The 24,454-nt window shown below is 66.6% G+C and carries 25 protein-coding genes; 14 read left to right on the plus strand and 11 right to left on the minus strand.

The features are described from left to right. Nucleotides 1–1,104, plus strand: coding sequence for an ABC transporter ATP-binding protein (locus BLM15_RS14075; RefSeq protein WP_126113349.1), 1,104 nt, complete (start codon nt 1–3; stop codon nt 1,102–1,104). Nucleotides 1,105–1,109: 5 nt separating this feature from the next. Here BLM15_RS14075 and BLM15_RS14080 read toward each other — a convergent pair whose 3' ends face one another. Beyond that, nucleotides 1,110–2,312: an aminotransferase class V-fold PLP-dependent enzyme gene (locus tag BLM15_RS14080; protein ID WP_126116174.1), complete on the minus strand. Its 1,203-nt coding sequence runs from the start codon at nt 2,310–2,312 to the stop codon at nt 1,110–1,112. A gap of 109 nt (nt 2,313–2,421) precedes the next feature. Between BLM15_RS14080 and kynA the strand changes: the two genes are divergently transcribed. Next, nucleotides 2,422–3,270 (plus strand): tryptophan 2,3-dioxygenase, encoded by an 849-nt coding sequence (gene kynA / locus BLM15_RS14085; RefSeq protein WP_126113350.1) that lies wholly within the window; start codon nt 2,422–2,424, stop codon nt 3,268–3,270. A gap of 224 nt (nt 3,271–3,494) precedes the next feature. On the opposite strand, the gene BLM15_RS14090 is transcribed toward kynA, so the two are convergent. Continuing rightward, complete coding sequence (locus tag BLM15_RS14090) at nt 3,495–3,893, minus strand: hypothetical protein (protein ID WP_126113351.1); 399 nt, start codon at nt 3,891–3,893, stop codon at nt 3,495–3,497. Between the two features lie 152 nt (nt 3,894–4,045). Between BLM15_RS14090 and BLM15_RS31380 the strand changes: the two genes are divergently transcribed. The 6 genes from BLM15_RS31380 (at nt 4,046) to leuD (ending at nt 7,747) form a co-directional block, all read left to right on the plus strand. Next, on the plus strand, nt 4,046–4,222 hold the full coding sequence (locus BLM15_RS31380) for a hypothetical protein (RefSeq protein WP_164547340.1): 177 nt from the start codon (nt 4,046–4,048) through the stop codon (nt 4,220–4,222). Nucleotides 4,223–4,311: 89 nt separating this feature from the next. After that, nucleotides 4,312–5,730 (plus strand): 3-isopropylmalate dehydratase large subunit, encoded by a 1,419-nt coding sequence (gene leuC, locus BLM15_RS14095; protein ID WP_126113352.1) that lies wholly within the window; start codon nt 4,312–4,314, stop codon nt 5,728–5,730. 26 nt (nt 5,731–5,756) lie between these two features. Beyond that, nucleotides 5,757–6,002: a hypothetical protein gene (locus BLM15_RS14100; RefSeq protein ID WP_126113353.1), complete on the plus strand. Its 246-nt coding sequence runs from the start codon at nt 5,757–5,759 to the stop codon at nt 6,000–6,002. Beyond that, a complete protein-coding gene (locus BLM15_RS14105; protein WP_126113354.1) occupies nt 6,002–6,460 on the plus strand; it encodes a metallopeptidase family protein in 459 nt (152 codons plus the stop codon). Before BLM15_RS14100 ends, BLM15_RS14105 begins: the two co-directional genes overlap by 1 nt. A gap of 5 nt (nt 6,461–6,465) precedes the next feature. Further along, nucleotides 6,466–7,098, plus strand: coding sequence for a LysE family translocator (locus tag BLM15_RS14110; protein WP_126113355.1), 633 nt, complete (start codon nt 6,466–6,468; stop codon nt 7,096–7,098). Nucleotides 7,099–7,144: 46 nt separating this feature from the next. After that, on the plus strand, nt 7,145–7,747 hold the full coding sequence (leuD, locus tag BLM15_RS14115) for a 3-isopropylmalate dehydratase small subunit (protein WP_126113356.1): 603 nt from the start codon (nt 7,145–7,147) through the stop codon (nt 7,745–7,747). Between the two features lie 178 nt (nt 7,748–7,925). Here leuD and BLM15_RS14120 read toward each other — a convergent pair whose 3' ends face one another. The 3 genes from BLM15_RS14120 to BLM15_RS14130 all read right to left on the minus strand — a co-directional run bounded on the left by BLM15_RS14120 (nt 7,926) and on the right by BLM15_RS14130 (nt 11,561). After that, nucleotides 7,926–9,170 carry a DUF1501 domain-containing protein gene (locus BLM15_RS14120; RefSeq protein ID WP_236846661.1) on the minus strand — a complete coding sequence of 415 codons (1,245 nt, stop codon included), beginning with the start codon at nt 9,168–9,170 and terminating at the stop codon, nt 7,926–7,928. 2 nt (nt 9,171–9,172) lie between these two features. Beyond that, nucleotides 9,173–10,618, minus strand: a complete 1,446-nt coding sequence (locus tag BLM15_RS14125; protein ID WP_126113357.1) for a DUF1800 domain-containing protein — start codon at nt 10,616–10,618, stop codon at nt 9,173–9,175. 151 nt (nt 10,619–10,769) lie between these two features. Next, entirely contained in the window at nt 10,770–11,561 is a 792-nt protein-coding gene (locus BLM15_RS14130; protein ID WP_126113358.1) for a DUF4394 domain-containing protein, read from the minus strand. Nucleotides 11,562–11,764: 203 nt separating this feature from the next. Between BLM15_RS14130 and BLM15_RS14135 the strand changes: the two genes are divergently transcribed. Together BLM15_RS14135 and BLM15_RS14140 are read left to right on the plus strand one after the other, a co-directional pair. Beyond that, on the plus strand, nt 11,765–12,328 hold the full coding sequence (locus BLM15_RS14135) for a sigma-70 family RNA polymerase sigma factor (RefSeq protein WP_126113359.1): 564 nt from the start codon (nt 11,765–11,767) through the stop codon (nt 12,326–12,328). Further along, nucleotides 12,325–13,077, plus strand: coding sequence for an anti-sigma factor (locus BLM15_RS14140; protein WP_126113360.1), 753 nt, complete (start codon nt 12,325–12,327; stop codon nt 13,075–13,077). The genes BLM15_RS14135 and BLM15_RS14140 overlap by 4 nt, the downstream gene beginning before the upstream one ends. Nucleotides 13,078–13,117: 40 nt before the next feature. Here the strand turns inward: BLM15_RS14140 and BLM15_RS14145 are convergent, their stop codons facing one another. Then, complete coding sequence (locus BLM15_RS14145; protein ID WP_126113361.1) at nt 13,118–14,302, minus strand: MalY/PatB family protein; 1,185 nt, start codon at nt 14,300–14,302, stop codon at nt 13,118–13,120. Between the two features lie 149 nt (nt 14,303–14,451). On the opposite strand from BLM15_RS14145, the gene BLM15_RS14150 reads away from it, so the two are divergent. After that, nucleotides 14,452–14,922 (plus strand): hypothetical protein, encoded by a 471-nt coding sequence (locus BLM15_RS14150; protein ID WP_126113362.1) that lies wholly within the window; start codon nt 14,452–14,454, stop codon nt 14,920–14,922. Here the strand turns inward: BLM15_RS14150 and BLM15_RS14155 are convergent. The 3 genes from BLM15_RS14155 to BLM15_RS14165 form a co-directional block, all read right to left on the minus strand. Further along, nucleotides 14,906–15,997 carry an ATP-dependent DNA helicase gene (locus tag BLM15_RS14155; RefSeq protein WP_126113363.1) on the minus strand — a complete coding sequence of 364 codons (1,092 nt, stop codon included), beginning with the start codon at nt 15,995–15,997 and terminating at the stop codon, nt 14,906–14,908. The two genes, BLM15_RS14150 and BLM15_RS14155, sit on opposite strands and share 17 nt — an antisense overlap. 67 nt (nt 15,998–16,064) lie before the next feature. Continuing rightward, nucleotides 16,065–17,726, minus strand: coding sequence for a methyl-accepting chemotaxis protein (locus BLM15_RS14160; protein ID WP_206438640.1), 1,662 nt, complete (start codon nt 17,724–17,726; stop codon nt 16,065–16,067). Between the two features lie 156 nt (nt 17,727–17,882). Then, nucleotides 17,883–18,467 (minus strand): GNAT family N-acetyltransferase, encoded by a 585-nt coding sequence (locus BLM15_RS14165; protein ID WP_335904831.1) that lies wholly within the window; start codon nt 18,465–18,467, stop codon nt 17,883–17,885. A 91-nt stretch (nt 18,468–18,558) separates the two neighbouring features. Between BLM15_RS14165 and BLM15_RS14170 the strand changes: the two genes are divergently transcribed. Next, nucleotides 18,559–19,176 carry a LysE family translocator gene (locus BLM15_RS14170; protein WP_126113365.1) on the plus strand — a complete coding sequence of 206 codons (618 nt, stop codon included), beginning with the start codon at nt 18,559–18,561 and terminating at the stop codon, nt 19,174–19,176. A 17-nt stretch (nt 19,177–19,193) separates the two neighbouring features. Here the strand turns inward: BLM15_RS14170 and BLM15_RS14175 are convergent, their stop codons facing one another. After that, on the minus strand, nt 19,194–19,889 hold the full coding sequence (locus BLM15_RS14175; RefSeq protein WP_126113366.1) for an SDR family oxidoreductase: 696 nt from the start codon (nt 19,887–19,889) through the stop codon (nt 19,194–19,196). A gap of 160 nt (nt 19,890–20,049) precedes the next feature. Here BLM15_RS14175 and BLM15_RS14180 point away from each other — a divergent pair, with 160 nt between their 5' ends. Beyond that, nucleotides 20,050–20,295, plus strand: a complete 246-nt coding sequence (locus BLM15_RS14180) for a type II toxin-antitoxin system VapB family antitoxin (RefSeq protein ID WP_126113367.1) — start codon at nt 20,050–20,052, stop codon at nt 20,293–20,295. Beyond that, the gene (locus BLM15_RS14185; RefSeq protein WP_236846662.1) at nt 20,292–20,717 is read left to right on the plus strand and encodes a type II toxin-antitoxin system VapC family toxin; all 426 of its coding nucleotides are present in this window, start codon (nt 20,292–20,294) and stop codon (nt 20,715–20,717) included. Before BLM15_RS14180 ends, BLM15_RS14185 begins: the two co-directional genes overlap by 4 nt. Before the next feature lie 72 nt (nt 20,718–20,789). On the opposite strand, the gene BLM15_RS14190 is transcribed toward BLM15_RS14185, so the two are convergent. Then, nucleotides 20,790–24,389: a hydantoinase B/oxoprolinase family protein gene (locus BLM15_RS14190; RefSeq protein WP_126113369.1), complete on the minus strand. Its 3,600-nt coding sequence runs from the start codon at nt 24,387–24,389 to the stop codon at nt 20,790–20,792. Nucleotides 24,390–24,454 lie beyond the last annotated feature (65 nt).

Genomic DNA, 24,454 nt, shown 5'->3' on the forward strand with positions numbered 1-24,454 from the left:
ATGAGCGCAGCATTCCTCGAAATTCGCGACGTACACGAGCGCATCGGCGCCACGCCGGTGCTCAAGGGCATCAACCTCACTCTGGAAAAGGGCGGTTTCCTCGTGCTGGTCGGTCCGTCCGGCTGCGGCAAGTCGACCCTGCTCAACACCATCGCCGGGCTTCTGCCGGTGACCAGCGGCGATATCCTGATCGACGGCCAGACGGTGACGCATCTGGCGCCGTCCAAGCGTGACATCGCGATGGTTTTCCAGTCCTACGCGCTCTATCCGAACATGACCGTGGCGCAGAACATCGCCTTCGCCCTGGAAATGCGCAACGTGCCCAAGCCGGAGCGGGAAGCGGCGGTGCGTGCCGTCGCGCAGACGCTGCAGATCGAGCACCTGCTCGGCCGGCGCCCGGCTCAGCTTTCGGGAGGCCAGCGCCAGCGCGTCGCCATGGGCCGCGCCTTGGTCCGCAAGCCGCGAGTGTTCCTGTTCGACGAACCCTTGTCCAATCTTGACGCCAAGCTGCGCGTCGAGATGCGGCACGAGATCAAGCGCCTGCATCAGCGCACCGGCAACACCATCGTCTACGTCACGCACGACCAGATCGAGGCGATGACGCTCGCCACCAAGATCGCAGTGATGCGCGATGGCGAGTTGCAGCAAGTCGGCACGCCGGACGAGATCTACAACCGGCCGGCCAACCTCTTCGTCGCCGATTTCATGGGCTCGCCGGCGATGAACCTGCTGACGCTGCGCCATGTCGCCGGCAAGGGCCTGGTCAGCAAGAACGGCGAGGACATCGCGATCGCGCTGCCGCACAGCGCCCGCGGCGCCGCCTTGAGCGATGGTCAGGAGGTCATCCTCGGCATCCGGCCGGAGGCAGTGACCGACACTGTCATCACCGACCAATCAGCCGGTACGCTCGCCCCGCTCGACGTGCAGATCGAGGTAGTCGAGCCGACCGGCTCCGACCTCTACGCCATCGCCCGCCGCGGCGAGATCACACTGACCGCGCGCCTGCGCGCCGATGCTCCCGCCAAACCCGGCGAGACTTTCAGACTGGCGCTCGATCTGGACAAGGCGGTGCTGTTCGACCCCGTCAGCAAGGCGCGGATCTAGGTCCCTCAGGCGAGTTCAGCCAAACGCTTCAGCAGCGTCTCCGCGTCGGCGGCGTTCTGATAGAGCCCGAAGCCGAGGCGCAGGCGGTCGCCGCGCAGATCGACAGTGATGCCGGCCTGCTTCAGCTTCTCGTGCCAAAGGGCCGCATCCGCATGGCGGAAGGTCAGGAAGTTGCCGCGCGCCGGTTCGGAGAGCGGAACGACAAGGTTCTCCGGCGCAAGTACGCCGCAAGGCCGCTGCGCCAGCCCGGCCATAACGATCTCCTGCAGGGCATGGGCGTGGGCGTGGATCGCGGCGGCGTCGAGCCCTTTCGCATCGAGCCAGCCGAACATAGCGCCCATCCGATAGAGACCGGAGGGATCGAAGGTCGCGCCCATGAAGCGCCAACCGTTCTCGGCATAGCCGATGCTGTCTTGCGGGCCAGCGAGCGCGCCAAAGGAGGCATACCAGCCGGTATCGCGCGGGCGCATGGCGAAACCGGGCGGGCAATGCATGAAGCAAGCGCCTTCGCCCGACATGGCGTATTTGTAGCCGCCGGCGATGTAGAAGGCCTTGTCGGCAATGGCCGAGAGATCGGTCGGCCGCGCCAGGAAGCCGTGATAGCCGTCGATGACGACGAGCCGGCCCGGTGCCGAGACGCCATCGACCAGCGTCTCCAGATCGGTCAGAGCATAGCCGGAGTTGAAATGGACCTGGCTGACGAAGACCAGGTCAGGACCGGAACCTTGTTTCGCCGCCACGACCAGCCGCTCCGTCAGGTCGGCGAAAGGCTCGGCCGGCACGACGGTGAGCTCGATCAAGCCGTCCTCCGCCAGCCGCTCGATCTGGCGGCGGAAGGAGTGGAACTCAGCATCGCTAGTCAGGATGCGCGGCTTGCGCTCGCTCGGCAGGCAGGACAGCAGCCGGTTGACGAATTCATGGGTGTTGTTGGCGGGGACGAGACCCTCGATCCCGGGCAGATTGAGGTGCTTGGCAACACCTTGCGCGACCTTCTGCCAGACCGGGCCGAGCACCTCCTGCCACTTGCCGTCGACGAGGCGAGCAGCATCGTCCCAGGCGCACAGGTGTGCTTCGCGGGTCGCATCCGGCCAGAAATGATGGCTGTGGGCGGCAAAATGCAGCTTGTCCGGCCAGTTCTGGCGGAAGCGCGAGAACTCGGCGGAAAGGTCGAAGGGCGGACGGCCGAGCGTCGCGGGAGCATTCGTCATCTGGTCCATCATCGTGCTCCGCTACCTTGCCGATCCGGCAAAATACTTTAAGCTTAAAATATCTTGCGCCTCTCCTCAGTCAAGGCGCGAGTCCAGCGAGGACGGCGCGATGACCACCGGGACAGGCGATCACAAGAGCCGGATCGAACCCGGCATCCAGACCGATTTCAAGGAGCGGATGGATTACGGCTCCTATCTCGGCCTCGACCTGCTGCTCGCGGCGCAAAAGCCGCTGAGCGATGCGCCCGACGAGCTGTTGTTCATCACCATCCACCAGGTCCAGGAGCTCTGGCTGAAGCTGGCGGCACATGAGCTCGATGGCGCCATCGCCGCGATCAAGGCCGACGAGTTGCAGCCGGCCTTCAAGTCTCTGGCGCGGGTCTCGCGCATCCAGGCGCAGTTGATCAGCGCCTGGGACGTGCTCTCGACCATGACCCCGGCCGATTATCTCGCCTTCCGCGATGCGCTCGGCCAGTCCTCTGGCTTCCAGTCGCACCAGTACCGTGCCTTCGAATTCCGTCTCGGCGCCAAGGATCCGCGCATGCTGGCGATGCACCGGCATCATTCCGAGCATTACGCCCATCTCAAGGAATTGCTGGAGGCACCGAGCCTCTATGACGAGGCCTTGCGCCTGCTGGCGCGGCGCGGCCTGCCGGTCCCGGCCTACTGCATCGAGCGCGACTGGAGCCAGCCGCATGTCGCGAACGAGGGCGTGAAGGCGGTGTGGCTGACGATCTACCGCGACACGCACAGCTATTTCGATCTCTACGAGCTCGCCGAGGAGCTGGTCGATGTCGAGGACCAGTTCCAGCAATGGCGCTTCCGCCACATGAAGACGGTCGAGCGCATCATCGGCTTCAAGCAGGGCACCGGCGGCTCCAGCGGCGTGAAGTTCCTGCGGACGGCGCTGGAGCGCTCGTTCTTCCCGGAGCTGTGGCAGCTGCGGAGTGAGCTTTAGCGCCGCCGTCTTTCCGGGGCGCTGCGCAGCGGCGAGCCCGGCACCCATGAACACAACGCTGCTCCAGTTCGTCATGCTCGCCCCTGTGGCGAGCATCCACGTCTTGAACACCGCCTCGCCGGAAGGAAGACGTGGATGGTCGGGACAAGCCCGACCATGACGGAAAGGGCGGTGTTCATGGGTTCCAGGCTCAGGCCTACGGCCTGCCCCGGAATGACGGCGACTTACTCGTTATTCCCGAAGGTCATATCCCGCCGCGCTGTCAGGATGCTGATCGAATAACCCGCGATCACGTCGACCAGTGCCATCAGCGTGATGATCACGAAGGTGCCGGTGCCGAAGCCGGGGACGAACAGAAAGATCAGCCCGCAGGCGATGAAGACCACCATGGACAGGCCGTGGTTCAGGATCGAGCTCGACTTGGCGCTGGTCGCGTTCATGATCTCGAAGAACAGCACGACCGTCGAGATCGCGAGCAGGAGCTCGCTGACAGTGAGGACGAAGGCGGTGCCGGACGGCAGGCCGATATTGAGAAGCTCGCGCGAGAGCGGCACGCCCAACGCCGCGACAGTGACGCCATAGGCGATGACCGCCAGCAGCATGAAGGGGAAGAAGCGCGCCATCGCATCACCGTTCCGTTTGCCGGCGCAACCTGCTCTTTCGCGGCGCGCCGGGAGCCGCTAGATAACAGCCCTGCACTGAACGCGCTACGCGGCTGCCGCTGCGACAGTCTCACCGCGTTGCCCGTGCAGTTTGGAACTGGTAGAAGCACGTCATGACGGTGAAACGGCAGAACAGGAGCGAAGTCCGGCGCGTAGTGCGCCGCACGTTGAACCTGCGCCGTTTTCCGACCACCCAGGGCTTCGCTGCGCTGCATGACCATGCCCGCCTGCCCTGGCGCTTCTTCGGCCGCTTCACGGCCTCGCTCGCAGCCGGCCTTAGCTGCGCCTGAGACCGGCCGTCCGGCCGGCGACAGGCCGTTGCGATGCGCGCTGGCCCTTTGGGCCGCCACCGATTTCCATACCGAAGGCAATTGAAGCCATGACTGCGACCAAGGCCCCCACCACCCTCTACGACAAGATCTTCGAGGACCACGTCGTCGACCGTCAGGACGACGGCACCTGCCTACTCTATATCGACCGCCACCTCGTCCACGAGGTCACCAGCCCGCAGGCCTTCGAGGGCCTGCGCATGACTGGCCGCAAGGTCCATGCGCCGCACAAGACGCTGGCCGTCGTCGACCACAACATCCCGACGACCGACCGCAGCAAGGGCATCGCCGAGGAAGAGAGCCGCATCCAGGTCGAGGCGCTGGCCAGGAACGCCAAGGAATTCGGCGTCGAGTATTTCAACGAGCTCGATATCCGCCAGGGCATCGTCCACATCGTCGGCCCCGAGCAGGGCTTCACCCTGCCCGGCACCACCATCGTCTGCGGCGACAGCCACACCTCGACGCATGGCGCCTTCGGCGCGCTGGCCCATGGCATCGGCACCTCGGAGGTCGAGCATGTGCTCGCCACCCAGACGCTGATCCAGAAGAAGGCCAGGAACATGCTGGTCCAGGTCGACGGCACACCCGCTCCGGGCGTCGGCGCCAAGGACATCACGCTCGCCATCATCGGCGAGATCGGCACCGCCGGCGGCACCGGCTCGGTGATCGAATATGCCGGCGAGGCCATTCGGGGCCTCTCGATGGAAGGCCGCATGACGGTCTGCAACATGTCGATCGAGGGCGGCGCCCGCGCCGGCATGGTCGCGCCGGACGAGAAGGCCTACGCATATCTGAAAGGCCGGCCGAAGGCGCCGCAGGGCGCCGCCTGGGACGAGGCGCTGCGCTACTGGGAGACGCTGCGGACCGACGAGGGCGCGCATTTCGACCGCATCGTCAGGCTCGATGCCGCCAACCTGCCGCCGATCGTATCCTGGGGCACCAGCCCAGAGGACGTGATCTCGGTGACCGGCGCCGTGCCCGATCCTGCGCTGATCGAGGACGAGACCAAGCGCAGCTCGAAGCAGCGCGCGCTCGACTATATGGGTCTGACTGCCGGCACCAAGATGACCGAGATCCCGCTCGACGTGATCTGGATCGGCTCCTGCACCAATGGCCGCATCGAGGATCTGCGTACGGTCGCCAAGATCGTCGAGGGCAAGAAGATCCATGAGAGCCTGGACTACGCCATGATCGTGCCGGGCTCGGGCCTGGTGAAGCAGCAGGCCGAGGCCGAGGGGCTCGACAAGATCTTCCTCGCCGCCGGTTTCGAATGGCGCGAGCCGGGCTGCTCGATGTGCCTCGGCATGAACCCGGACCAGCTCAAGCCGGGCCAGCGCGCCGCCTCGACCTCGAACCGCAATTTCGAGGGCCGCCAGGGCTTCAAGGGCCGCACCCACCTGGTCTCGCCGGCGATGGCGGCGGCGGCGTCCCTGATCGGCCACTTTGTCGACGTGCGGACGCTGGGCTGAAGCGGGTCGTTTCGCGGGAGGACGTCATGAGCACCGATCCCCGCGAAGCCGCCCGCGCCAAGGAGGCCAAGGAAGCGCTCGATCGCGTCAGGCGCGACGATGAGAGCTTCCTCGGCTCATCCATGGGGCGCGCGGCCGACCACTTCTCCGGCAAGGACGCGCCGGAAGGCGATCAAATCGAGATCTGGGGCCGGCGTATCGGCCGCGGTCTCTCGCTGATCGCCTTCATCGGCCTGTCATGGTGGCTCGGGCATCAATTGAAGATCTGGTGATGGGCAGCGTTCCCTCGATCAAGACAAGCGCCTCGATTGAAGGCTCGCAGGGTCTCGACTGGGATGGCGTGCGTGCGCCGTCCAGCGCTGAGTTCGAAGTGCTGGCGCAGGCGGCCTATGACCGCCTGCCCAATGATTTCCGCAAGCTCTGCGCCGACCTCGTCATCAACGTCACCGAGTTCCCCGAGGACGACGTGCTGAAGGAGCTCGAAGCCGAGAGCCCCTTCGACCTGCTCGGCCTGTTCTCAGGGATCGGCCTGCCGCAGCAGGGCTATGCCCCGCAGACCGGGCAGATGCCCAACACCATCCATCTCTACCGGCGGCCGATCCTCGACTACTGGGCCGAGCATGACGAGAGCCTGGGCGCCATCGTCACCCATGTGCTCGTCCACGAGATCGGCCACCATTTCGGCTTCGACGACGACGATATGGACGCAATCGAGAAGGCGGCGGGATAGAGACGATGCTGGACGAACTGATCCGCCACTTGCCCGACCTCGCCTTGGTCTTCTCGGCGTTCTTCATCGCTGTCGCCAGCCCCGGACCGAGCAATCTCCAGGTGATGGCGACCTCGATGGAGCATGGCAGACGGGCCGGGATGACGCTCGCGCTCGGCGTCACCACGGGATCGCTGACCTGGGGCATCCTCGCCGCGGTCGGCGTCACCGCCCTGATCGTCGCCCATCCCGGCGCGCTCTACGCCATCAAGATCGTCGGCGGGCTCTATCTGCTGTTCCTGGCCTGGCGCTCGGCCCGCTCGGCCATGCAGGCGGAGATGCCGCCGCCGAAAGCCAGTGGCTCGGGCCGCCGCCTCTATCTGCGCGGCTACCTGATGCACCTCACCAACCCGAAGGCGATCCTGAGCTGGACGGCGATCATCGCGCTCGGCCTCAGGCCCGAAACGCCAGCGGTGGTGCTCTACGCCATCATCCTCGGCTGCCTGACGATCTCGCTCGCGATCAACCAGACCTATGCCTACCTGTTCTCGACGGCGTCGATGGTGGCGGGCTACCGCAGGATCCGCCGCCGCGCCGAAGCTTGCCTCGCCGCCTTCTTCACCTTCGCCAGCTTCAAGCTCCTGACGGCGCAGCTCTGACGCGCCGCCTCGCCCACATCACGAAAGACCTGCCGGAGTACCCGCCATGCAGCCCTTCACCACCCTGACCTCGACCCCTGCCCCGCTGAAGGTGATCAATGTCGACACCGACATGATCATCCCCAAGCAGTACCTGAAGACGATCAAGCGCACCGGGCTGGGCACCGCGCTGTTCTCGGAGATGCGCTACAAGGACGACGGCTCGGAGAATCCCGATTTCGTCCTGAACCAGCCGGCCTATCGCAAGTCGGAGATCCTGGTCGCCGGCGACAATTTCGGTTGCGGCTCGTCGCGCGAGCACGCGCCCTGGGCGCTGCTCGACTTCGGCATCCGCTGCGTGATCTCCACGAGCTTCGCCGACATCTTCTACAATAACTGCTTCAAGAACGGCATCCTGCCGATCGTGGTCAGCCAGGAAGATCTCGACAAGCTGTTCGACGACGCCGATCGCGGCTCGAACGCGACGCTGACCGTCGACCTTCAGAACCAGAGCATCAAGGGCCCGGATGGCGGCACGGTGACCTTCGAGATCGACCCGTTCCGCAAGCACTGCCTGCTCAACGGCCTCGACGATATCGGCCTCACTATGGAGAAGTCGACCAAGATCGACGCCTATGAAGAAAAGCTGAAGGGCCGCGCCTGGGCTTGAGCGCTGACGCGTGAACCGCAACCTGCCCCCTCTCCCCTTGCGGGAGAGGGCTGGGGTGAGGGGTCGCGCCGTCACTAGTCGTTTGCGCCTGACGGCGACGAAACATGAGAGGTCTCGCGACCCCTCATCCGTCTCGGCTTCGCCGAGCCACCTTCTCCCGCAGGGGGAGAAGGGAGGGCTACACCACCAACCCCTGCATCGGCTTGAGATCACCGCTGCCGGGAAAGACCTTCTCGGCCAGCACCGGGCCAGACAATCCGAAGAGATCGGCGACGACGCCCTTGGCGACGGCACGGATGTCGGTGGTCGGCCTGAGGTCGCGCTGCTCATGCAATTGCTCCGGCTTGAGGCCGGGCCAGTCGACGATCATCCGCTTGCCCCTGACCGCACCTCCGACCAGGAAGGCGACCGTGCCGGTGCCGTGATCGGTGCCGACCGTGCCGTTGACGCGGGCGGTACGGCCGAACTCGGTGACCACCATCACCACCGTGTCCTTCCAGACCGGCCTGAGACCGCTCTCGAAGGTCGCAAGCGCGCCGTCGAGCCCACCGAGCAAGGTGGCGAGCCGCCCCTTGGCTCCGCCTTCGTTCGCATGCGTATCCCAACCCTCGAAAGCCAATGCAGCGATGCGCGGGCCGTCCTCGGCGCCGACCAGCCGGGCGGCTCCCTCGGCGATGCGCTTCATCCCCTCGGCACTATCCGGCCCGCCGCCGCCACGCGGCTGTTCGGCACCTTGCCGGGACGCGATCAATTCGGTCTCGATCGCCCGCTTCAGCACGAGCGCCAGAGCGGGATCGCGCTCGCCATAGAGATCGCCGAGACGCTGGACGAGATCGGCGCCGGCCCGTGCCATGCGCGGCGGCGCCCAGCCGAGCACCGGCGCCTCGCCCCGCACGACCAAAGGCGGCACCACGCCGACGCCGAGCGCGCCATGGCGCGAGACTGCTTCGCCCGGCGGCAGGCTGGCGATCAGCCGGTTGAGCCAGCCTGAATCGGTCTTGCCCGGACCACCCTGCCCGCTCTCCAGCACATCTTGCCCATCGAAATGCGAGCGCTCGCGATAGCCGGTGGCACTGGCATGGACGATCGCCGCCTGCCCGCCGGCATAGAGCCGCGCCAGGTTGGGCATCGCCGGATGCAGATAGAAGAAGCCGTCGAGCGGCAGCGCCGCCTCAGGCCCGTCCTTCGCCAACGCGATCCCCTCGCGCAGATCGGCGTAGTTGGGATCGCCGAGCGGCGGCACGGCCGAGAGCCCATCGAGTGCACCGCGCAGCACCACCAGCAGGAAACGGGAATCGCGCGAGCCGGCCGCTGCATGGGCGAATTTCGGCATGTAGGACCAGGCGAAGAGTGCGCTGGCCGCCCCCAATACGGCGCGGCGTGAGGGCGTCATCCGTTCGCAATCGTCATCGTCGGCGGCCATGCTCACCTCCGCTGGAATTCGGGCGACATCAGCAGCAGCGCGATCGCCTGCTGCTTGCTTTCGGCGCGCGCTACCGCCTGCCTGGTCTGGGGCGAGGCGAGCGGGCCGAGCACCTCCTCGACCAGCGCACGCGGATCGGCGACCGAGCCCGCCGCCTGCCGGCCGAGTTGGGCTGCGACATCGATGCGGGTCTTGATCCCCTCCGGCGTCGCCCAGGCCGCGTTCGTGTCGGGATAGCCGTCGGGCCCTGAAGGCTGCCAGAGCGGCTGGCCCATCACGCCGAGCGGCCCCGCGATCTGGCCGAAATCCGGCTTGCGGCCGAGCGCCCGGAACGTCGCGACCAGGAATTCCTGCGGCGTGCGCAGCTTGGTCGCCGGCGCAGTCCAGGCGAGTTCCGACGTGACCAGTGCCCGCGAGAGCGCGGCGAGGTCGCCACCCGTCTCGCGGAAGACGCGGGTGAGATCGGCGATCAGCGCCTGCGGCGGCTCGTCGGCGACGAAGTGGCGGACGAGCTTGCGGGCGATGAAGACTGCCGTGCTCGGATGGCGGGCGAGGTCGGCGAGCGCCGCCATGCCCTTCTCCTTGCCCTCCTGCCGATAGACCTTGCCGAGCAGCCTCTGCCCACCGGGATCATGCAGGCCGGGATTGAAGGCAAAGGAGCCGGGGAAGCCGAGGCGGGCATCACGCCCGACAACGGTCCAGCCGGTGATGATCCGCGCCAGCGAGGTGACGTCTCCTTGTGTATAGCCACCGGAAACGCCGAGCGTGTGCAGCTCCATGATCTCGCGGGCGAGGTTCTCGTTGAGGCCGCGGCCACGGCGCTTGCCGGCGCGCGAATCCGGGCCGATCGAGAGCTGGTTGTCGAGGAAGTTGAGCATCGCCGGGTGGCTCTCTACCGCGATCAGCAGGTCCTCGAAGCGGCCGAAGATATTGGGGCGAATCGCCTCGCGCTCGAAGGCGCCAGCCATGGCGCGCACGAAATTGCCCTTGGCGACCGAGACGCAGAAATGGTTCGACCAGAACTTGACAAGCCGCTCGGCGAAGCCTGTCTCGGCCTCCAGAGCGATCTGGATGCGCGCGACAGCTTCCTCGCGGTAGATCGTCTGCGGAAACTGGGGAACCGGCTGTGCCGGCGCCGTCATCTGGCCTTGCGGCTGGCCAGGGGCCGGCGGCGCGGCGGCGACCTGCACGCCCTGCCCCATGCCCTGCCCGGCTACCCGACGTGCTTCACGCGCCGCCCGCTCCTCATCCTCGAACGCGTAGAGCCCCCGTCCGATCGGAGCGGCGCCGGAAAAGCTGACGTTCGGCTGCGGCGCGCCTTCGCTGCGGATATCCACAAGCAGGCGCTCGCGCGCATCCGCCATGCCAGCAGCCTGCCCCGGCTTCAGGCCTAGGCCGAAGCGCTGCAGCGCCAGTGCCTGCTGACTTGGCTCGGAGCGATCCGCCATGCTGTCGTCTCCGCTATCCGCGTTGCCGATTGCAAGCTCCACTGCAACTATGGCGAAAGCCCGGTCAACTCCTCAATCATCTCCCGAGACGAGAAAGGCCGCCGTCCCTCGCGGAACGGCGGCCTCCCGCTGATCGGAAGATCAGTAGAGGTCACATCGCCGGCAACGCCGCGACATCACGCACCGGTGCGGTGAGCCCGCCGATCTTGCCAACCATCGCGGCCTTGCCCGAGGTCAGATCGACCTTGTAGAGCCCGCCATCGGCGACGAGCCATCCGGTATTCGTGCCGTCGGCTGCCGTCTCGATGTCGAAAGCGATCGCCTTGGGCGTGACGCCAAGCTTGCCGATGGCGCCGAGCACGCCGTCATTCGGCGGCGCCTGCTTCAGCAGCCCGCCGATCTTGCCGTCGATGTCGTAGAGCGCCGTCTCCTTGGTGCCCTTGACCGAGTTGCTGTAGGCGCCGGCGACGATCATCGGCGCTTCGCCCTTGTGCATGTCGGTCTCGGCGAACTTCAGCTTGCCGTCGACCGTGGTCTTGCCGTCGTCGACGTTGACGCGCAGGTTGGTGCCGTCCGAGCCGATCACGCGCAAGCGATCGGCCGCCGGGTTGAAGTCGACGGACGCCATGGCGCTGGCAGCGAGGACCGTGTCCATCTTCGACTTCATCGTCGCCTTGCCGGCCTGGTCGATCGTGTAGATCGTGCCGTCGACGCCAAGGGCATAGAGCATGCCGTCGGCGGGGCGGACGTCGATGCCGGCTATCTTGCCGTTGATGCCGGTGACCTTCATCGACTTGCCGGCCTTCTGGGTCGCGGTGTCGACCATGGTGAGCGTGTCGTCGCCGGTCAGCGCGGCGAGCATGCCGGCCTGGGCTGCGGTCGCCGCAGCGAAGGTCGTGGCGAGAATGGTGGATGCGAGAAGCAGGTTGCGAGCCTTGGTCATTGGATGTCCTCCGGTTCGTGTCGCAATCTCAAAAGAGGGGCGGCCTGCGCCTGCTTTGGCGCGGCACCCATGGCGGATAGCGACGGGATCGCAGGCCGGATGCGGACGAAAAAATAAAAGCCCCGGACGCATCCAAGACGGCTGCTATCGCGTAACAATGAGCTCGCCGCTTCCGTAGGGACGGCCGGATACCGGGGAGACGGATGGCGACTGACGCTACGCAGCCGCGACAGACCGGCGAGATCGAAAACGCGCTGCTCGCCTGTGCCGCCGGCGATAAATCAGCGCTCAGGCGCATCTACGAGGCGGAGTCGCCGCGTATGCTCGGTGTGGCGCAACGTCTGCTGAAGCGCCGGGCCCTGGCGGAGGAAGCGGTGCAGGACGCGTTCGTGCTGGTCTGGAGACATGCGGCCCGCTTCGATCCCGAGCGCGGCGCCGGCCTGACCTGGATCTACGCCATCCTGCGCAACCGCTCGCTCTCGATCCTGCGCGACGAGAAGCGGACCGAGACCAGCGACACACCGATCGCCGAGGAGACGGCGAGCGAGGAGGATGATCCGGAGACCGTGATGTCAAAACTCTCCGACGCCACGGCGCTGCGCGCCTGTCTCGAGATGCTGCCGCCGCAACGGCGCGGCCTGGTGCTGCTCGCCTTCGTCCAGGGGCTGACGCATGGCGAGATCGCCGGGCGCCTCAAGCTGCCGCTCGGCACGGTCAAGTCGTGGATCCGCCGCTCGCTGCTCTCGCTGAAGGAGTGCCTCGGATGAGCCCCGTCGCCGACGCAGCCTCGCCCGAGTATAATGCGCTCGCGGGCGAATATGTCCTCGGCCTGCTCGAAGGCCAGGAGCGCGACGCCGCCGAGCATCGCCTGGAGCAGGACACCGCTTTCGCGACCGCCGTCGAGCGCTGGCGCCGCCATTTCGCCGCGCTCGACGCGACAGCCACTCCGATCGCGCCTCCCGCCGATCTCTGGTCCCGGATCGAGGCCGGAATAGCGGGCCTGATCCAGCCTGCGACCTCCGCGGCAGCAGCGGCACCGCGACAGGCAGCGGCCGGCTCCGGCCGCCTTGCCGACTGGTGGAACAGCTTGTTCGTCTGGCGCGGTGCTGCCTTCGCCGGCGCGCTGGCGACCGTGCTGCTGGCGGTCGGCCTCATCGGCGCGCTCGACCGTGCCGGGCGCCAGCCGCTGATGGTTGCGGTGCTGCTGACCGACAGCAATGCCGCCGCCGCCGTGGTGCATACCTTCGCCGACGGCCGCGTCGAGATGCTGCCCTTGCAGAGCATCGACGTGCCGGCCGGCAAGGCGCTGGAAATCTGGACGCTGTGGGATCGCGCCGTCGGACCGCGCTCGGTCGGCCTGATCGACCGCGCCCGCTCGACGCCGCTCAGGCTCGACAACCTGCCGCTCGGCAAGGATCAGCTCTTCGAGATCACGCTGGAACCGGCGACCGGCTCCCCGACCGGTCGGCCGACCGGCCCGATCATCGCCAAGGGAACGACCTCGCAGAGGCTGTGAGGCAGTAACTGGCGGCGAGCCTCACAACTCGCCGCAGCCCTTACTGCATGTCGGCGAACGCCTTCTTCAACCGCTCTGCGGCCTCGACCACCACAGAGCGCTGGGTCGCAAGGTTGAAGCGCAGGAAGCTGTCGCCGCCAGCGCCGAAGCTCGTACCGTGGTTCACCGCGATCTTCGCCTGCTTCTCGACGCGGGCGATGAACTCCTTGGCTTCCATCCCGGTGCCGGCGAAATCGACCCAGGCGAGATAGGTCGCCTCCAACGGCATCGAGCGCATACCGGGAATACTGCCGACCGCCTCGTCGAAGAGCCGGCGGTTGCCGTCGAGATAGGCGACCAGGGAGTCGACCCAGGCTGCGCCTTGCGGGCTGTAGGCAGCCGTCGACATCTCCATGCCGAAAGAGTTGGGGGATATGCCGAGCGCATTCATCCGGGCGCGGAAGGGCGCGCGCAGCGTTTCGTCGGGGATGATGACGTTGCCGACATGGGCGCCGGCGATGTTGAAGGTCTTGGTCGTCGCGGTCATCATCACCAGACGACCCATGATCTCCGGCGCGGCATTGGCCATGACCGTGTGCTTGTATCCCGGCATGACCAGATCGTGATGGATCTCGTCCGAGACCAGGATCAGGTCGTGGCGGACGCAGAAATCGGCGATCTGCCTGAGCTCGTCACGGCTCCAGACCCGCCCACCGGGATTGTGCGGCGAGCACAGGATCAGCATCCGCTCCTTGCCGGTCATCTGCGCATCCCAGGCGGGGATGTCGAGGACGTAGCGGCCGTCATCGAGCGCGAGCTTGCATTCGACGACATCGCGGCCCGCCGCCTTAATGACACGGGCGAAGGCATGGTAGACCGGCGTCATCAGGACGACGCCATCGCCCGGCTTGGTATAGACGTCGACGCAGAGCGCGGTGCCGTTCACCAGTCCATGCGTGGTGAAGATCGCCTGCGGCTCGACCGCCCAGCCATGGCGCTCCTTCATCCACCAGCGGATGGCGTCGCTGTTGGTGCGCTCGTCGCCGAAATAGCCGTAAACGCCATGAGCGGCCATCGCCTCGATCGCGGCTTGGACACAAGCCGGCGGCCGAAAGTCCATATCGGCGACCCACATGGCGATGCCGTCGGAGACCGGCACGCCGTAGATCGCCTCCATCTTGTCCCATTTGGCGCAGTTGCTGCCGCGGCGGTCGATCCACAGGTCGAAGTTCTGGGCGAAGTTCATGATGGCTCTCGATGCGTCGCCGGGCAGGCCGACACTATCGCATACCAAGAAAATTCTTCTCCGCCAGCATCGCTTCGCGCAATTCCAATCTACCGTGGCGGTCTGGCGCGGGCTCGCCGCAGCCACCTCGGGGCTGCTATAGGCCGCTCATGAGCCTGCCAGCGCCCCTGATCGAAACCCTCGGTTCCGTCGCTGCGATCATGGAGAACGCCCGCGGGCCCTGGTGGATCATCGCGAGCGCCGCGGCCGCCCTTCATGGCGCCAGGCCGATCACCGTCGCCGATGTCGATGTCCTGCTTAGCGTCGAGGATATCAGCCGCATCCTGCCGGCGCTCGACATCGAGTCCTATCAGGGGCTGCCGAACCCACTATTTCGCTCGACGGTGCTGGCCAAATGGTCGGCGCCGCCCGTGCCGGTCGATCTCATGGCCGGCTTCGAGCATCGCGTCGGCGAGACGTGGCACCCGGTCCAGCCGACGACGCGCCAGACGATCACGATCGGCAGGGCAACCGTCTACGTCCCCGAACGGGATGAGCTCAGGCGCATCATCGCTGGCTTCGGGCGCCCCAAGGACATCGAGCGCGCCCGCTTGCTCGCAGCGCTCACATCACCACGGTGATCGTCTCGGCCGCACGCGTCAGGCCGGTATAGAGCCAGCGCGCCCGGTGCTCGCGGAAGGCGAAGGCCTCGTCGAACATGACGATGTTGTCCCATTGCGAGCCCTGCGCCTTATGCACGGTCAGCGCATAGCCGAAGGTGAACTCGTCGGTGTGGCGGCGCAGTTCCCAGGGTACCTCATCCTCGGTGCCATCGAAGAAGTTCGGCATGACCGAGACCTTGACCGGCTTACCCCCGGTGTCGTCCTCCGGCGTCACCCGCATGGTGATGAGGCCTTTCTTAGAGGTCTTCAGCTCCTGCACGATCCAGGCGCCGCCATTGAGCAGGCCCTTGCTCTTGTCGTTGCGCAGGCAGACCAGCTTCTCGCCGACCGCAGGGACATTGGCGACATGGCCCATGAGCTGGCGCATGCGGGCATTGTATTGCCGGCGCGTCTTGTTGAGGCCGACCAGCACCTGATCGGCCGACAGCACGATCTCAGGCGTGATCTCGGCGCGCCGGATGATCCGGCTGGCACCGTAATCGCCAACCTCGAGCCGCCCGCCCTCGCGCACGATCATCGACATGCGCACGATCGGGTTGTCCGCCGCCTGGCGGTGGACCTCGGTCAGCATCACGTCCGGCTCGGCTTCGGTGAAGAAGCCGCCGCCCTTGACCGGCGGCAGCTGCGCCGGGTCGCCCAGCACCAGCACCGGCGTGCCGAAGGACAGCAGGTCGCGGCCGAGATCCTCGTCGACCATCGAGCACTCGTCGATGATGATCAGCTTGGCCTTGGCGGCCGTACTCTCGCGATTGAGCACGAAGGTCGGGCTCTCCTCGTCGACGCCGCGCGAGCGGTAGATCAGCGAATGGATGGTCTGCGCGCCCTCGCAGCCCTTGTTGCGCAGGACGAGCGCGGCCTTGCCGGTGAAAGCGGCGAACACGACCGTGCCGTCGACGCCCTCGGCGATATGGCGGGCGAGCGTGGTCTTGCCCGTGCCGGCATAACCGAACAGGCGGAAGAGCTGCGGCGAGCCGACCCTGAGCCAATCGGCCACGGCGGCGAGCGCCGCGTCCTGCTGCGGTGACCAGCTCATGGGAAGATGCACATGCTTTCGGGCATGGCGCACAAGGCCGCGAGTCGGCCGGCCAAGGCAAGCCGGTTCAGGCGGCGCGCAGGCGCCTGGCGAACTCGTCGGCTTCAGCCTGCAGGGCCGAGATCCGCTCGTCGAGCTGGCGAGCCCCGCTCGCGCCCTGCTCGGCATGGACAGTGGTCTGGACGCCGGCACCCGCGATCGTCGTCACCGCGACGGCGGCCTGCCCGGTGACCACCGAGATGCGCGCGATGGTCTCGCCCAGGCCCTGCAGCAGGCCGGTATGCGAGGCAACCATGGTCGAGATCTCGGTGCTCGCCTGCTCGACCGCGCCGGCGCGGCTGGCGATGCCGATGATCGCCTGAGCCGCCTGCGACAGTGCCGCGTCCACGGTCGCGATCCGGGCCGAGATCTGTGCCGTCGCGTCCGCAGTCTGCGTCGCCAGCGCCTTCACCTCGCTAGCGACGACGGCAAAGCCGCGGCCCTGTGCGCCCGCCCGCGCCGCCTCAATCGTGGCGTTGAGCGCGAGCAGGTTGGTCTGCCGGGCGATCGCCTCGATCAGCTGGACGACGTCGCGGATCTTGCCGGCATTCTCGGTCAGCCGGCCGACCAGACCGACCGTGCCGGCCGCGTCGCGGGTCGCCAGACTCGCGGTCTCCGAGACACGCCTGACCTCGCGATTGATCTGCTCGACGACCTCCTCCAGCCGCACCGCGGCATCGGCGATGCGCTCGGCCTCCTCGCCCGCCCCGGCGACGGCCTGCGCAGCAGCACTGCCGCTATGCGAGATCTGTCCGGCACGCGCGGCAGATTCGCCGAGCGCTGCGCGCAGGCCCTCGCTCAGCCGGCCGATATCGGCGAGCAGGCGGCCGATCCGCGCCTCGAACTCCTGCGCGATCCTGTGCAACTCGTCGGTGCGCCGCTGCTGATGCTGTTGCGACAGGTCGGCCTCGGCATCGCGCGTGACAAGGGTGGCGCGGACCTCGCTCAGCGTGCGCACCGTGCGGGCAAGCTCACCGATCTCGTCGCGGCGCTTGCAGTGCGGCACGTCGACGACCCGATCCGACGATGTCGCCAGCTTGATCGTATCCATCAATTCGCGCAGCGGCCGGGTCAGATGTGCCCTGAGCAGGAAGATCGCCAGCAACCCGCCGGCGAGCGGCAGGCCGGCAGCAATCACGATGACCCGCAACCTCACGCGCGAGGCGAGGTCCTGCGCGCGCGCCGCAGCGATCCCGGCCTGCCGGTCGAGCTCGTCGCGCATGGCCGAGGTCACCAGCATGATCTGGCGGACATTCTCCTTGGCGGCTTCGGCCGAGGCCTCGATCAATGCCGCCTTCGGCGAGACCCTGCGGCCGATCTCGACGATGTCGCGCTGGAAATCGATGAAGGTCCGGATGCGCGCCCCCAGAGTCGCGTTGGATTGCAGTACATTTGCCGGCAAGGAAGACATCAGATTGGCGCGGGCCGCGTCCACAAGCTCAACGGCCGCATCGAGCTGATCGAGTGCCTGCTCGACCGCGCGCGGTTCGGTCGCGTCCTCGAAGCGGCTGAGCAGCGAAGCCTGCGCGACGCGGCTCGAGAGCAGCGCCGCCTTGTTGGCGAGCTGCTGCCCGCCGAAGGCCTCGCGGTCGATCTCATGGACGGAATCGAGGCCGCGCACGGCGCTGGCGAGACCGAGCGCCGCCGCGATGCCGAAGATCGCGAAAAGCACCGTGATCTTCGCCGTCAACCCGAACCGCCGCATCACATCCACCGCCAAAGCCGAGCGGCCGACTTCTCGCAGCTGCGAAGCAAACAGATGCTTAACGGAGCCAGCTAACCAACTCAAATATTTGAAACTTTTAGCTTGACAGCCTTTTATGCATCAACCTTCGGCGTCCTGTCGTCAGAGCATGAATCTCATCAGCGGCCGGCCGAGTTTCTGCCGGGCGACCTCGACAAAACCGGCGCGCCGAAACACGCTTTCTGGACCGACATAGAGCCCGTCGGCGCTGCGCTTGCCCTCATTGTCCATCGGCGCGGCCTCGACGAGGCGCGCGCCGCTCGCCCGTGCAAATTCCACCCCGCCGGAGAGCAACGCAGCCGTAACGCCTTTGCCGCGAAAGCCCTTGCGGACGAAGAAGCAGGAGGCGGCCCAGTTGCGCTCGTCCTCTGCAGAAGCGTCCGGCAAAGGCGTCGAGGCACGGCGTGGGTTGTTCCACTCGGGCACATGCGCCCGAGGCCCGATCTGCAGCCAACCGACCGGGACATCACCGGCGAAAGCGAGCACGCCCGGCGGCGGGCCTGTCCTCACCCGCTCCTCGAAGAGCTGCCGTGCGCCCTCGCCGAGCAATGGCTTGCGCAGCTTCGGCGACATGCGGAAATGATTGCACCAGCAGCCATAGCAAGGCCCTTGCGGCCCGAAGAGACCCTCCAGCGCCGGCCAATGCTGCGGTGTCAGCGGGACGACCCGAAACCCGATGTTGGCCACGCTCCCCTCCTCTCTCGACAGGTCGGCGCAAACAGGCGAGGAATGACGCGCCGCCTTGAAGGCGGCCGCCAAGCCGCCGGGAGGCTATCCCATGTCATTCGAGCTGTTCGCCGCCTACCTTGTCGCCTGCTTCGTCATCGTGATCGTGCCCGGCCCGACCGTGACGCTGATCATCGCCAACAGCCTGAAGCATGGTAGCCGCGCCGGGCTTCTCAACATGGCAGGAACGCAGGCCGGGCTGGTGATCATGATCGCCATCGTCGGCATCGGCCTGAGCTCGGTGATCGCCGCAATGGGCCACTGGTTCGACTGGGTCAGGCTCGCCGGCGCCGCCTATCTGATCTGGCTGGGATGGAAGATGTATCGCAGCGCCGGCGAGATCGCCGATGGCGCGGCCGAGGCGCGCCCGCCGCGCGGCGGCTTCTTCCTGCAGGGACTGCTGGTCGCGCTGAGCAATCCGAAGACGCTGGTCTTCTTCGGCGCCTTCTTCCCGCAATTCCTCGATCCGGCGCGCGACTACGCCACCCAGATCGCGATCATGGGCGCGACCGCCATGCTGTTCGCCGCAGTCAGCGACAGCGCCTATGCGATCCTCTCCGGCCGGGCCGGCCGTTTCCTGTCGCAGCGGCGCGTCCTGTTGATGTCGAAGTTCAGCGGCGGCTTCCTGATCGGCGGCGGGCTCTGGCTGGCGTCGACCCGCGGCAACTGAGCTTCAGCGCGAGGCGATCACCACGGAATCGCCTCGCCCTTCCAGTTGCGGAAGCTGTTGGTCTGGGCCATGCCCGAGGCGTCGATCGTCGCGATCAATCCGGCGGCGCTCTCGGTCGGCGGGATATCGGCACCGCCGCCGCCCATATCGGTGCGCACCCAGCCGGGATGGAAGAGCAGCACCGCGACCTCGCTGTCGCGCACCGCGTTGCCGAAAGCGACCATGACCATGTTCACCGCGGCCTTCGAGGAGCGATAGGCAACGGCGCCGGACGGGTTTGAGCCGATCGAGCCCATGCGGCTGCTGATCGTTACGATCTTGCGGCCCGAACCCGCCTCGACATTCGGCAGGAAAGCCTGCGCCACCCGCAGCGGCGCGTAGACATTGACCTCGAACACCTCGCGCCAGGCCCTGAAGTCCATGTCGAGCGCCGTTTGCCGGTCGCGCGGGCCATAGACGCCGGCATTGTTGACGAGCACGTCGATCGGCCGGCCATCGAGCGCCTGCTTGGCCGCGGCGATGCTCCTGTCGGAGGTGACGTCGAGCTCGAGCGGGGTCAGCGTTCCGGCTTGCCCGCCGGCGACCTCCGCCAGAGCCCCACCCCAGGGATCGCGCGCCGCGGCGACGACATGGTCGCCCCGTCGCAGCAATTCCATCGTCAGCGCCAAGCCGATACCGCGATTGGCACCGGTGATCATCCAGGTCTGGGGCATGGTCGGTCTCCACCTTAGAGACCAGACCTAAGCCTCGGGCCCTATCCTTTCCAGAGCGGCGGCGCATGCCGTCGTCTTTGCGGCAGAGGCGATATGCGAGCGCCACCGCTCATATGAATATTCACTTGCCTAATGTGAATATTCATATGAAGATCAACCTATGTCCCTCTACATCCGAGACCGCACCGTCGACGAACTCGCGGCCCGCCTGCAGAAGGCAATGGGCGCGCGGACAAAGACGGAAGTCGTGCGTCGAGCCCTCGAACAGGAGCTTGAACGGGTGGAGAGCGCCCGTCCGCTGCGCGAACGGATAGCGCCCAGCCTCGCCCTCGCCGACGCGATGGGACAGGGCAAAAGCGATTTTGACCTCAAGGCCTTTCTCGACGAGATGTGGGACGAAGCGTGACCTATCTGGACGCGTCCGTGATCGTCGCAATCCTTGGACGGGAGGACGACGCCGAGCTCCTGCTCAACAGACTCGAAGCTGCCCAAGCTCCGTTTCTTATCTCGCTGCCGGGACTGTTCGAGGCCGTGATGTCTCTGGCTGCGAAAAAGGCGCGCGATACGGGCCGTGAACTGGATTCCTCTCTGATCGACCAAGCCCAAAACAGCGTTTCTTTGTTCGCCGCAAATATCAAGGCGCGCGAAATCGAGATCTCGCCCGCAATCGGCCGGGCCGCGATCGAGGCGGCGAAGCGCTATGGGCGAGCGGTCGGCAGCCCGGCCAAGCTCAACTTCGGCGATTGCTTCGCCTATGCCTGCGCCAAGGAACACGGCGCGATCCTGCTCTACAAAGGCAACGATTTCGCAAAGACCGATATGGCTTAAGCGGAACCGCCGCCGTCATTCCGAAGCGTGCGAAGCAACAAGCCCGGAATGACGAAGACGCAAGCCTAAGCCTCAGCCCTTCGACTTTCCATAGCCCCCCGCCGTCGGCGTGATCACGGTGACCGCCTCGCCGGCCTGGAGAAGGGTCTGGTCTGATGGCTTCAGCTCCTCGACCTCCCCGGAAAGCCGCCGGACCAACGTCCTGCCGAGCTCGCCCGGTTCGCCGCCCTTCATGCCGAAGGGCCTTACCTTGCGGTGTGAGGCGAGGATCGCGCAGTCCATCGTCTTGAGGAAGCGGATGGTGCGGCTGGTGCCGTCGCCGGCATTCCACTCGCCCTTGCCGCCCGAGCCGGCGCGGATGTGGAAATCCTCCAGCACGACCGGGAAGCGCGTCTCCAGGATCTCCGGGTCGGTCAGGCGCGAATTGGTCATGTGGACGTGGACGCCCGAGGTGCCGTTGAAGCCCGGCCCGGCCGGCGAGCCCGAGCAGATCGTCTCGTAATACTGGTACTGGTCGTTGCCGAAGGTCAGGTTGTTCATCGTGCCCTGCGAGGACGACATCGCCTCCAGCGCGCCGAACAGCGTGTTGGTCACGGCTTGGCTGACCTCGACATTGCCGGCGACGACGGCAGCCGGATAGCGCGGCGCCAGCATCGACCCCTCAGGCACGATCACCTTGATCGGGCGCAGGCAACCGGCGTTCATCGGGATCGCATCGTCGACCATGACGCGGAAGACATAGAGCACGGCGGCGCGGGTGACGGGCGCCGGCGCGTTGAAATTGTCCGGCCGCTGCGGCGAGGTGCCGGTGAAGTCGACTGTGGCCTCGCGCTTGTCGCGGTCGATGGTGATCTTAACCTTGATCGCGCAGCCCTGGTCCATCGGATAGGTGAACTCGGCGTCGTGCAGCTTCGCCAGCAGGCGCGCCACGCTTTCGGCGGCATTGTCCTGGACATGGCCCATATAGGCCTGGACGACATCAAGGCCGAAGGAGCGGATCATCTTTTTAAGCTCAGCCACACCCTTTTCGTTGGCCGCGATCTGCGCCTTCAGGTCGTTGACGTTTTGGACGACGTTGCGGACCGGATAGCGCGCGCCGGTCAGGAGCTTGACCAGATCCTCCTCGCAAAAGCGGCCCTGATCGACGATCTTGAAATTGTCGATGTAGACGCCCTCTTCCTCGATATTCGTCGCGAGCGGCGACATCGAGCCCGGGGCGGTACCGCCGACATCGGCATGGTGCCCGCGGCTCGCGACCCAGAACAGGATCTGCTTGTCCTCATTGTCGAAGACCGGCGTGCAGACGGTGATGTCGGGCAGGTGCGTGCCGCCATTATAGGGCGCGTTCAGGCAGTAGACGTCGCCGGGCTTGATCACCGGGTTGTTCTTGATGACGGTCTCGACCGACTTGTCCATCGAGCCGAGATGGACCGGCATATGCGGCGCGTTCGCGACCAGCGAGGCGTCCGAGGCGAAGACGGCACAGGAGAAGTCGAGCCGCTCCTTGATGTTCACCGAATAGGCGGTGTTCTGCAGCGTCACGCCCATCTGCTCGGCGATCGACATGAACAGGTTGTTGAAGATCTCGAGCATGACCGGGTCGGCCTTGGTGCCGATCGCGGCATTCTGGACCAGCGCCTTGCTGCGGGTCAGGACGAGATGGTCCTTGGCGGTGAGCTTGGCGCTCCAGCCATCCTCGACGACCACGGTCTGGTTCGGCTCGATCACGATCGCCGGGCCGGCGATGCCCTCTCCCCGCGCCATCGCCTCGCGCCGGACGATCGCCGCCTCGTGCCACTGTCCCTTCGAGAAGAAGCGGGTGCGTTCGGCGATTCCGGGCTCGCCGGTGTTCTCGGCCGCTGCCGCCTCCTCGAAGCGGGCCCCGCCACCGACGGCCTCGACCTCGACGGCTTCGACCACCAGCGCCTTGGTCTCGTCCATGAAGCCGAAGCGGGCCTTGTGGGCTGCCTGGAAGGCCTCCTGCATCTCGGCGCGGCTGCCGAAGGGCGTCGCGATCGCGGTGTCGGTGCCGGCATAGCGGATATGGGCGCGGACATGGATGGCAATGTCGACCTCGGCGACGCCCTGCCCTGCAACCTCGCCCTTCGCCTCGGCGCCCAGCCTGTAGGCGACCACGCCGATCGCAGCCTTGGCCTCGGCGTCGAGCGGCACATCGAGCGCTGCCGTACGGGTGGCACGGATCTCGGCGAGCCCCATGCCATAAGCCGAGAGCAGCCCGGAGAACGGGTGCAGCAGCACGGTCTTGATGCCGAGCGCATCGGCGACGAGGCAGGCGTGCTGGCCGCCTGCGCCGCCGAAGGAGTTCAGTGCGTAGCGGGTGATGTCATAGCCACGCTGGACCGAGATCTTCTTGATCGCCTCGGCCATGTTGGCGACGGCGATCTGGACGAAGCCGTCGGCGACCTCCTCTGGCGAGCGACCATCACCAACTTCGGCTGCGAGTGATGCGAACTTCTCGCGCACGGCCGCGACATCGAGCGGCTGGTCCTGGCCCGGGCCGAAGATCGCCGGGAAATAGGATGGGATCAGCTTGCCGACCATGACGTTGGCGTCGGTCACGGCCAGCGGGCCGCCACGGCGATAGGCGGCCGGGCCCGGATTGGCGCCGGCGGAATCGGGGCCGACGCGGAAACGCGAGCCATCGAAATGGAGAATCGAGCCGCCGCCTGCCGCGACCGTATGGATCAGCATCATTGGCGCGCGCATCCGTACGCCGGCGACCTCGGTCTCGAAAGCGCGCTCATACTCGCCGTCGAAATGGGCGACGTCGGTCGAGGTGCCCCCCATGTCGAAGCCGATGACCTTGTCGAAACCGGCCGAGCGGCCGGTCTCGGCGAGGCCGACGACGCCGCCGGCCGGGCCGGAGAGGATCGCGTCCTTGCCCTGGAACAATTCAGCGGCGGTGAGCCCGCCCGAGGACATCATGAACATCAGCCGCGCGCCGGTGCGGGCGATGTCGAGCTCTTCGGAGACCTGCGCGACATAGCGGGCGAGGATCGGCGAGAGGTAGGCATCGACCACGGCGGTATCGCCGCGCCCGACCAGCTTGATCAGGGGCGAGACCTCATAGCTGACGGAGACCTGCGGGAAGCCGATCTCGCGAGCGATCCTGGCGGCGAGCTCTTCATGCGCCGGATAGCGATAGCCGTGCATGAAGGCGATCGCGACTGCGCGGAAACCGGCATCGAACTGCGCCTGCAATGCCGCGCGGATCGCGGCCTCATCGGCAGCCTTCTCGACCGAGCCATCGGCGAGGACGCGCTCCTCGACCTCGACGACGGCGTCATAGAGCTGCTCGGGCTTGATGATCTCCTTGGCGAAGATATCGGGCCGGGCCTGGTAGCCGATGCGCAGCGCGTCGCGGAAGCCCTTGGTGGTGACGAGCAGGGTGCGGTCGCCCTTGCGTTCGAGCAGCGCGTTGGTCGCGACCGTCGTGCCCATGCGGACTTCGCCGACCGTGCCGGCCGGGATCGGCTCGCCGGCCTTCAGCCGCAGATGGTCGCGGATGCCCTGGACGGCGGCGTCGCGATAGGCGCCGGGATTCTCGGAGAGCAGCTTGCGGGCATGCAACTTGCCTGCAGGATCGCGGCCGATCACATCGGTGAAGGTGCCGCCACGGTCGATCCAGAAGTCCCAACGGCCGCTCGTCATCTGATCCCCCGATTATTGGCCATAGTGGCTCTTTGACGTTTCATCGATAAATCGTCGATGAAACG

Source organism: Bosea sp. Tri-49, assembly GCF_003952665.1.
Lineage (GTDB): Bacteria > Pseudomonadota > Alphaproteobacteria > Rhizobiales > Beijerinckiaceae > Allobosea.

Excerpts from the sequence above, each read along its gene's own strand:
- BLM15_RS14075 (WP_126113349.1), top strand. The coding sequence starts at position 1 with ATGAGCGCAGCATTCCTCGAAATTCGCGACGTACACGAGCGCATCGGC.
- BLM15_RS14080 (WP_126116174.1), bottom strand. The coding sequence starts at position 2,312 with ATGACGAATGCTCCCGCGACGCTCGGCCGTCCGCCCTTCGACCTTTCC.
- kynA (WP_126113350.1), top strand. The coding sequence starts at position 2,422 with ATGACCACCGGGACAGGCGATCACAAGAGCCGGATCGAACCCGGCATC.
- BLM15_RS14090 (WP_126113351.1), bottom strand. The coding sequence starts at position 3,893 with ATGGCGCGCTTCTTCCCCTTCATGCTGCTGGCGGTCATCGCCTATGGC.
- BLM15_RS31380 (WP_164547340.1), top strand. The coding sequence starts at position 4,046 with ATGACGGTGAAACGGCAGAACAGGAGCGAAGTCCGGCGCGTAGTGCGC.
- leuC (WP_126113352.1), top strand. The coding sequence starts at position 4,312 with ATGACTGCGACCAAGGCCCCCACCACCCTCTACGACAAGATCTTCGAG.
- BLM15_RS14100 (WP_126113353.1), top strand. The coding sequence starts at position 5,757 with ATGAGCACCGATCCCCGCGAAGCCGCCCGCGCCAAGGAGGCCAAGGAA.
- BLM15_RS14105 (WP_126113354.1), top strand. The coding sequence starts at position 6,002 with ATGGGCAGCGTTCCCTCGATCAAGACAAGCGCCTCGATTGAAGGCTCG.
- BLM15_RS14110 (WP_126113355.1), top strand. The coding sequence starts at position 6,466 with ATGCTGGACGAACTGATCCGCCACTTGCCCGACCTCGCCTTGGTCTTC.
- leuD (WP_126113356.1), top strand. The coding sequence starts at position 7,145 with ATGCAGCCCTTCACCACCCTGACCTCGACCCCTGCCCCGCTGAAGGTG.
- BLM15_RS14120 (WP_236846661.1), bottom strand. The coding sequence starts at position 9,170 with ATGGCCGCCGACGATGACGATTGCGAACGGATGACGCCCTCACGCCGC.
- BLM15_RS14125 (WP_126113357.1), bottom strand. The coding sequence starts at position 10,618 with ATGGCGGATCGCTCCGAGCCAAGTCAGCAGGCACTGGCGCTGCAGCGC.
- BLM15_RS14130 (WP_126113358.1), bottom strand. The coding sequence starts at position 11,561 with ATGACCAAGGCTCGCAACCTGCTTCTCGCATCCACCATTCTCGCCACG.
- BLM15_RS14135 (WP_126113359.1), top strand. The coding sequence starts at position 11,765 with ATGGCGACTGACGCTACGCAGCCGCGACAGACCGGCGAGATCGAAAAC.
- BLM15_RS14140 (WP_126113360.1), top strand. The coding sequence starts at position 12,325 with ATGAGCCCCGTCGCCGACGCAGCCTCGCCCGAGTATAATGCGCTCGCG.
- BLM15_RS14145 (WP_126113361.1), bottom strand. The coding sequence starts at position 14,302 with ATGAACTTCGCCCAGAACTTCGACCTGTGGATCGACCGCCGCGGCAGC.
- BLM15_RS14150 (WP_126113362.1), top strand. The coding sequence starts at position 14,452 with ATGAGCCTGCCAGCGCCCCTGATCGAAACCCTCGGTTCCGTCGCTGCG.
- BLM15_RS14155 (WP_126113363.1), bottom strand. The coding sequence starts at position 15,997 with ATGAGCTGGTCACCGCAGCAGGACGCGGCGCTCGCCGCCGTGGCCGAT.
- BLM15_RS14170 (WP_126113365.1), top strand. The coding sequence starts at position 18,559 with ATGTCATTCGAGCTGTTCGCCGCCTACCTTGTCGCCTGCTTCGTCATC.
- BLM15_RS14175 (WP_126113366.1), bottom strand. The coding sequence starts at position 19,889 with ATGCCCCAGACCTGGATGATCACCGGTGCCAATCGCGGTATCGGCTTG.
- BLM15_RS14180 (WP_126113367.1), top strand. The coding sequence starts at position 20,050 with ATGTCCCTCTACATCCGAGACCGCACCGTCGACGAACTCGCGGCCCGC.
- BLM15_RS14190 (WP_126113369.1), bottom strand. The coding sequence starts at position 24,389 with ATGACGAGCGGCCGTTGGGACTTCTGGATCGACCGTGGCGGCACCTTC.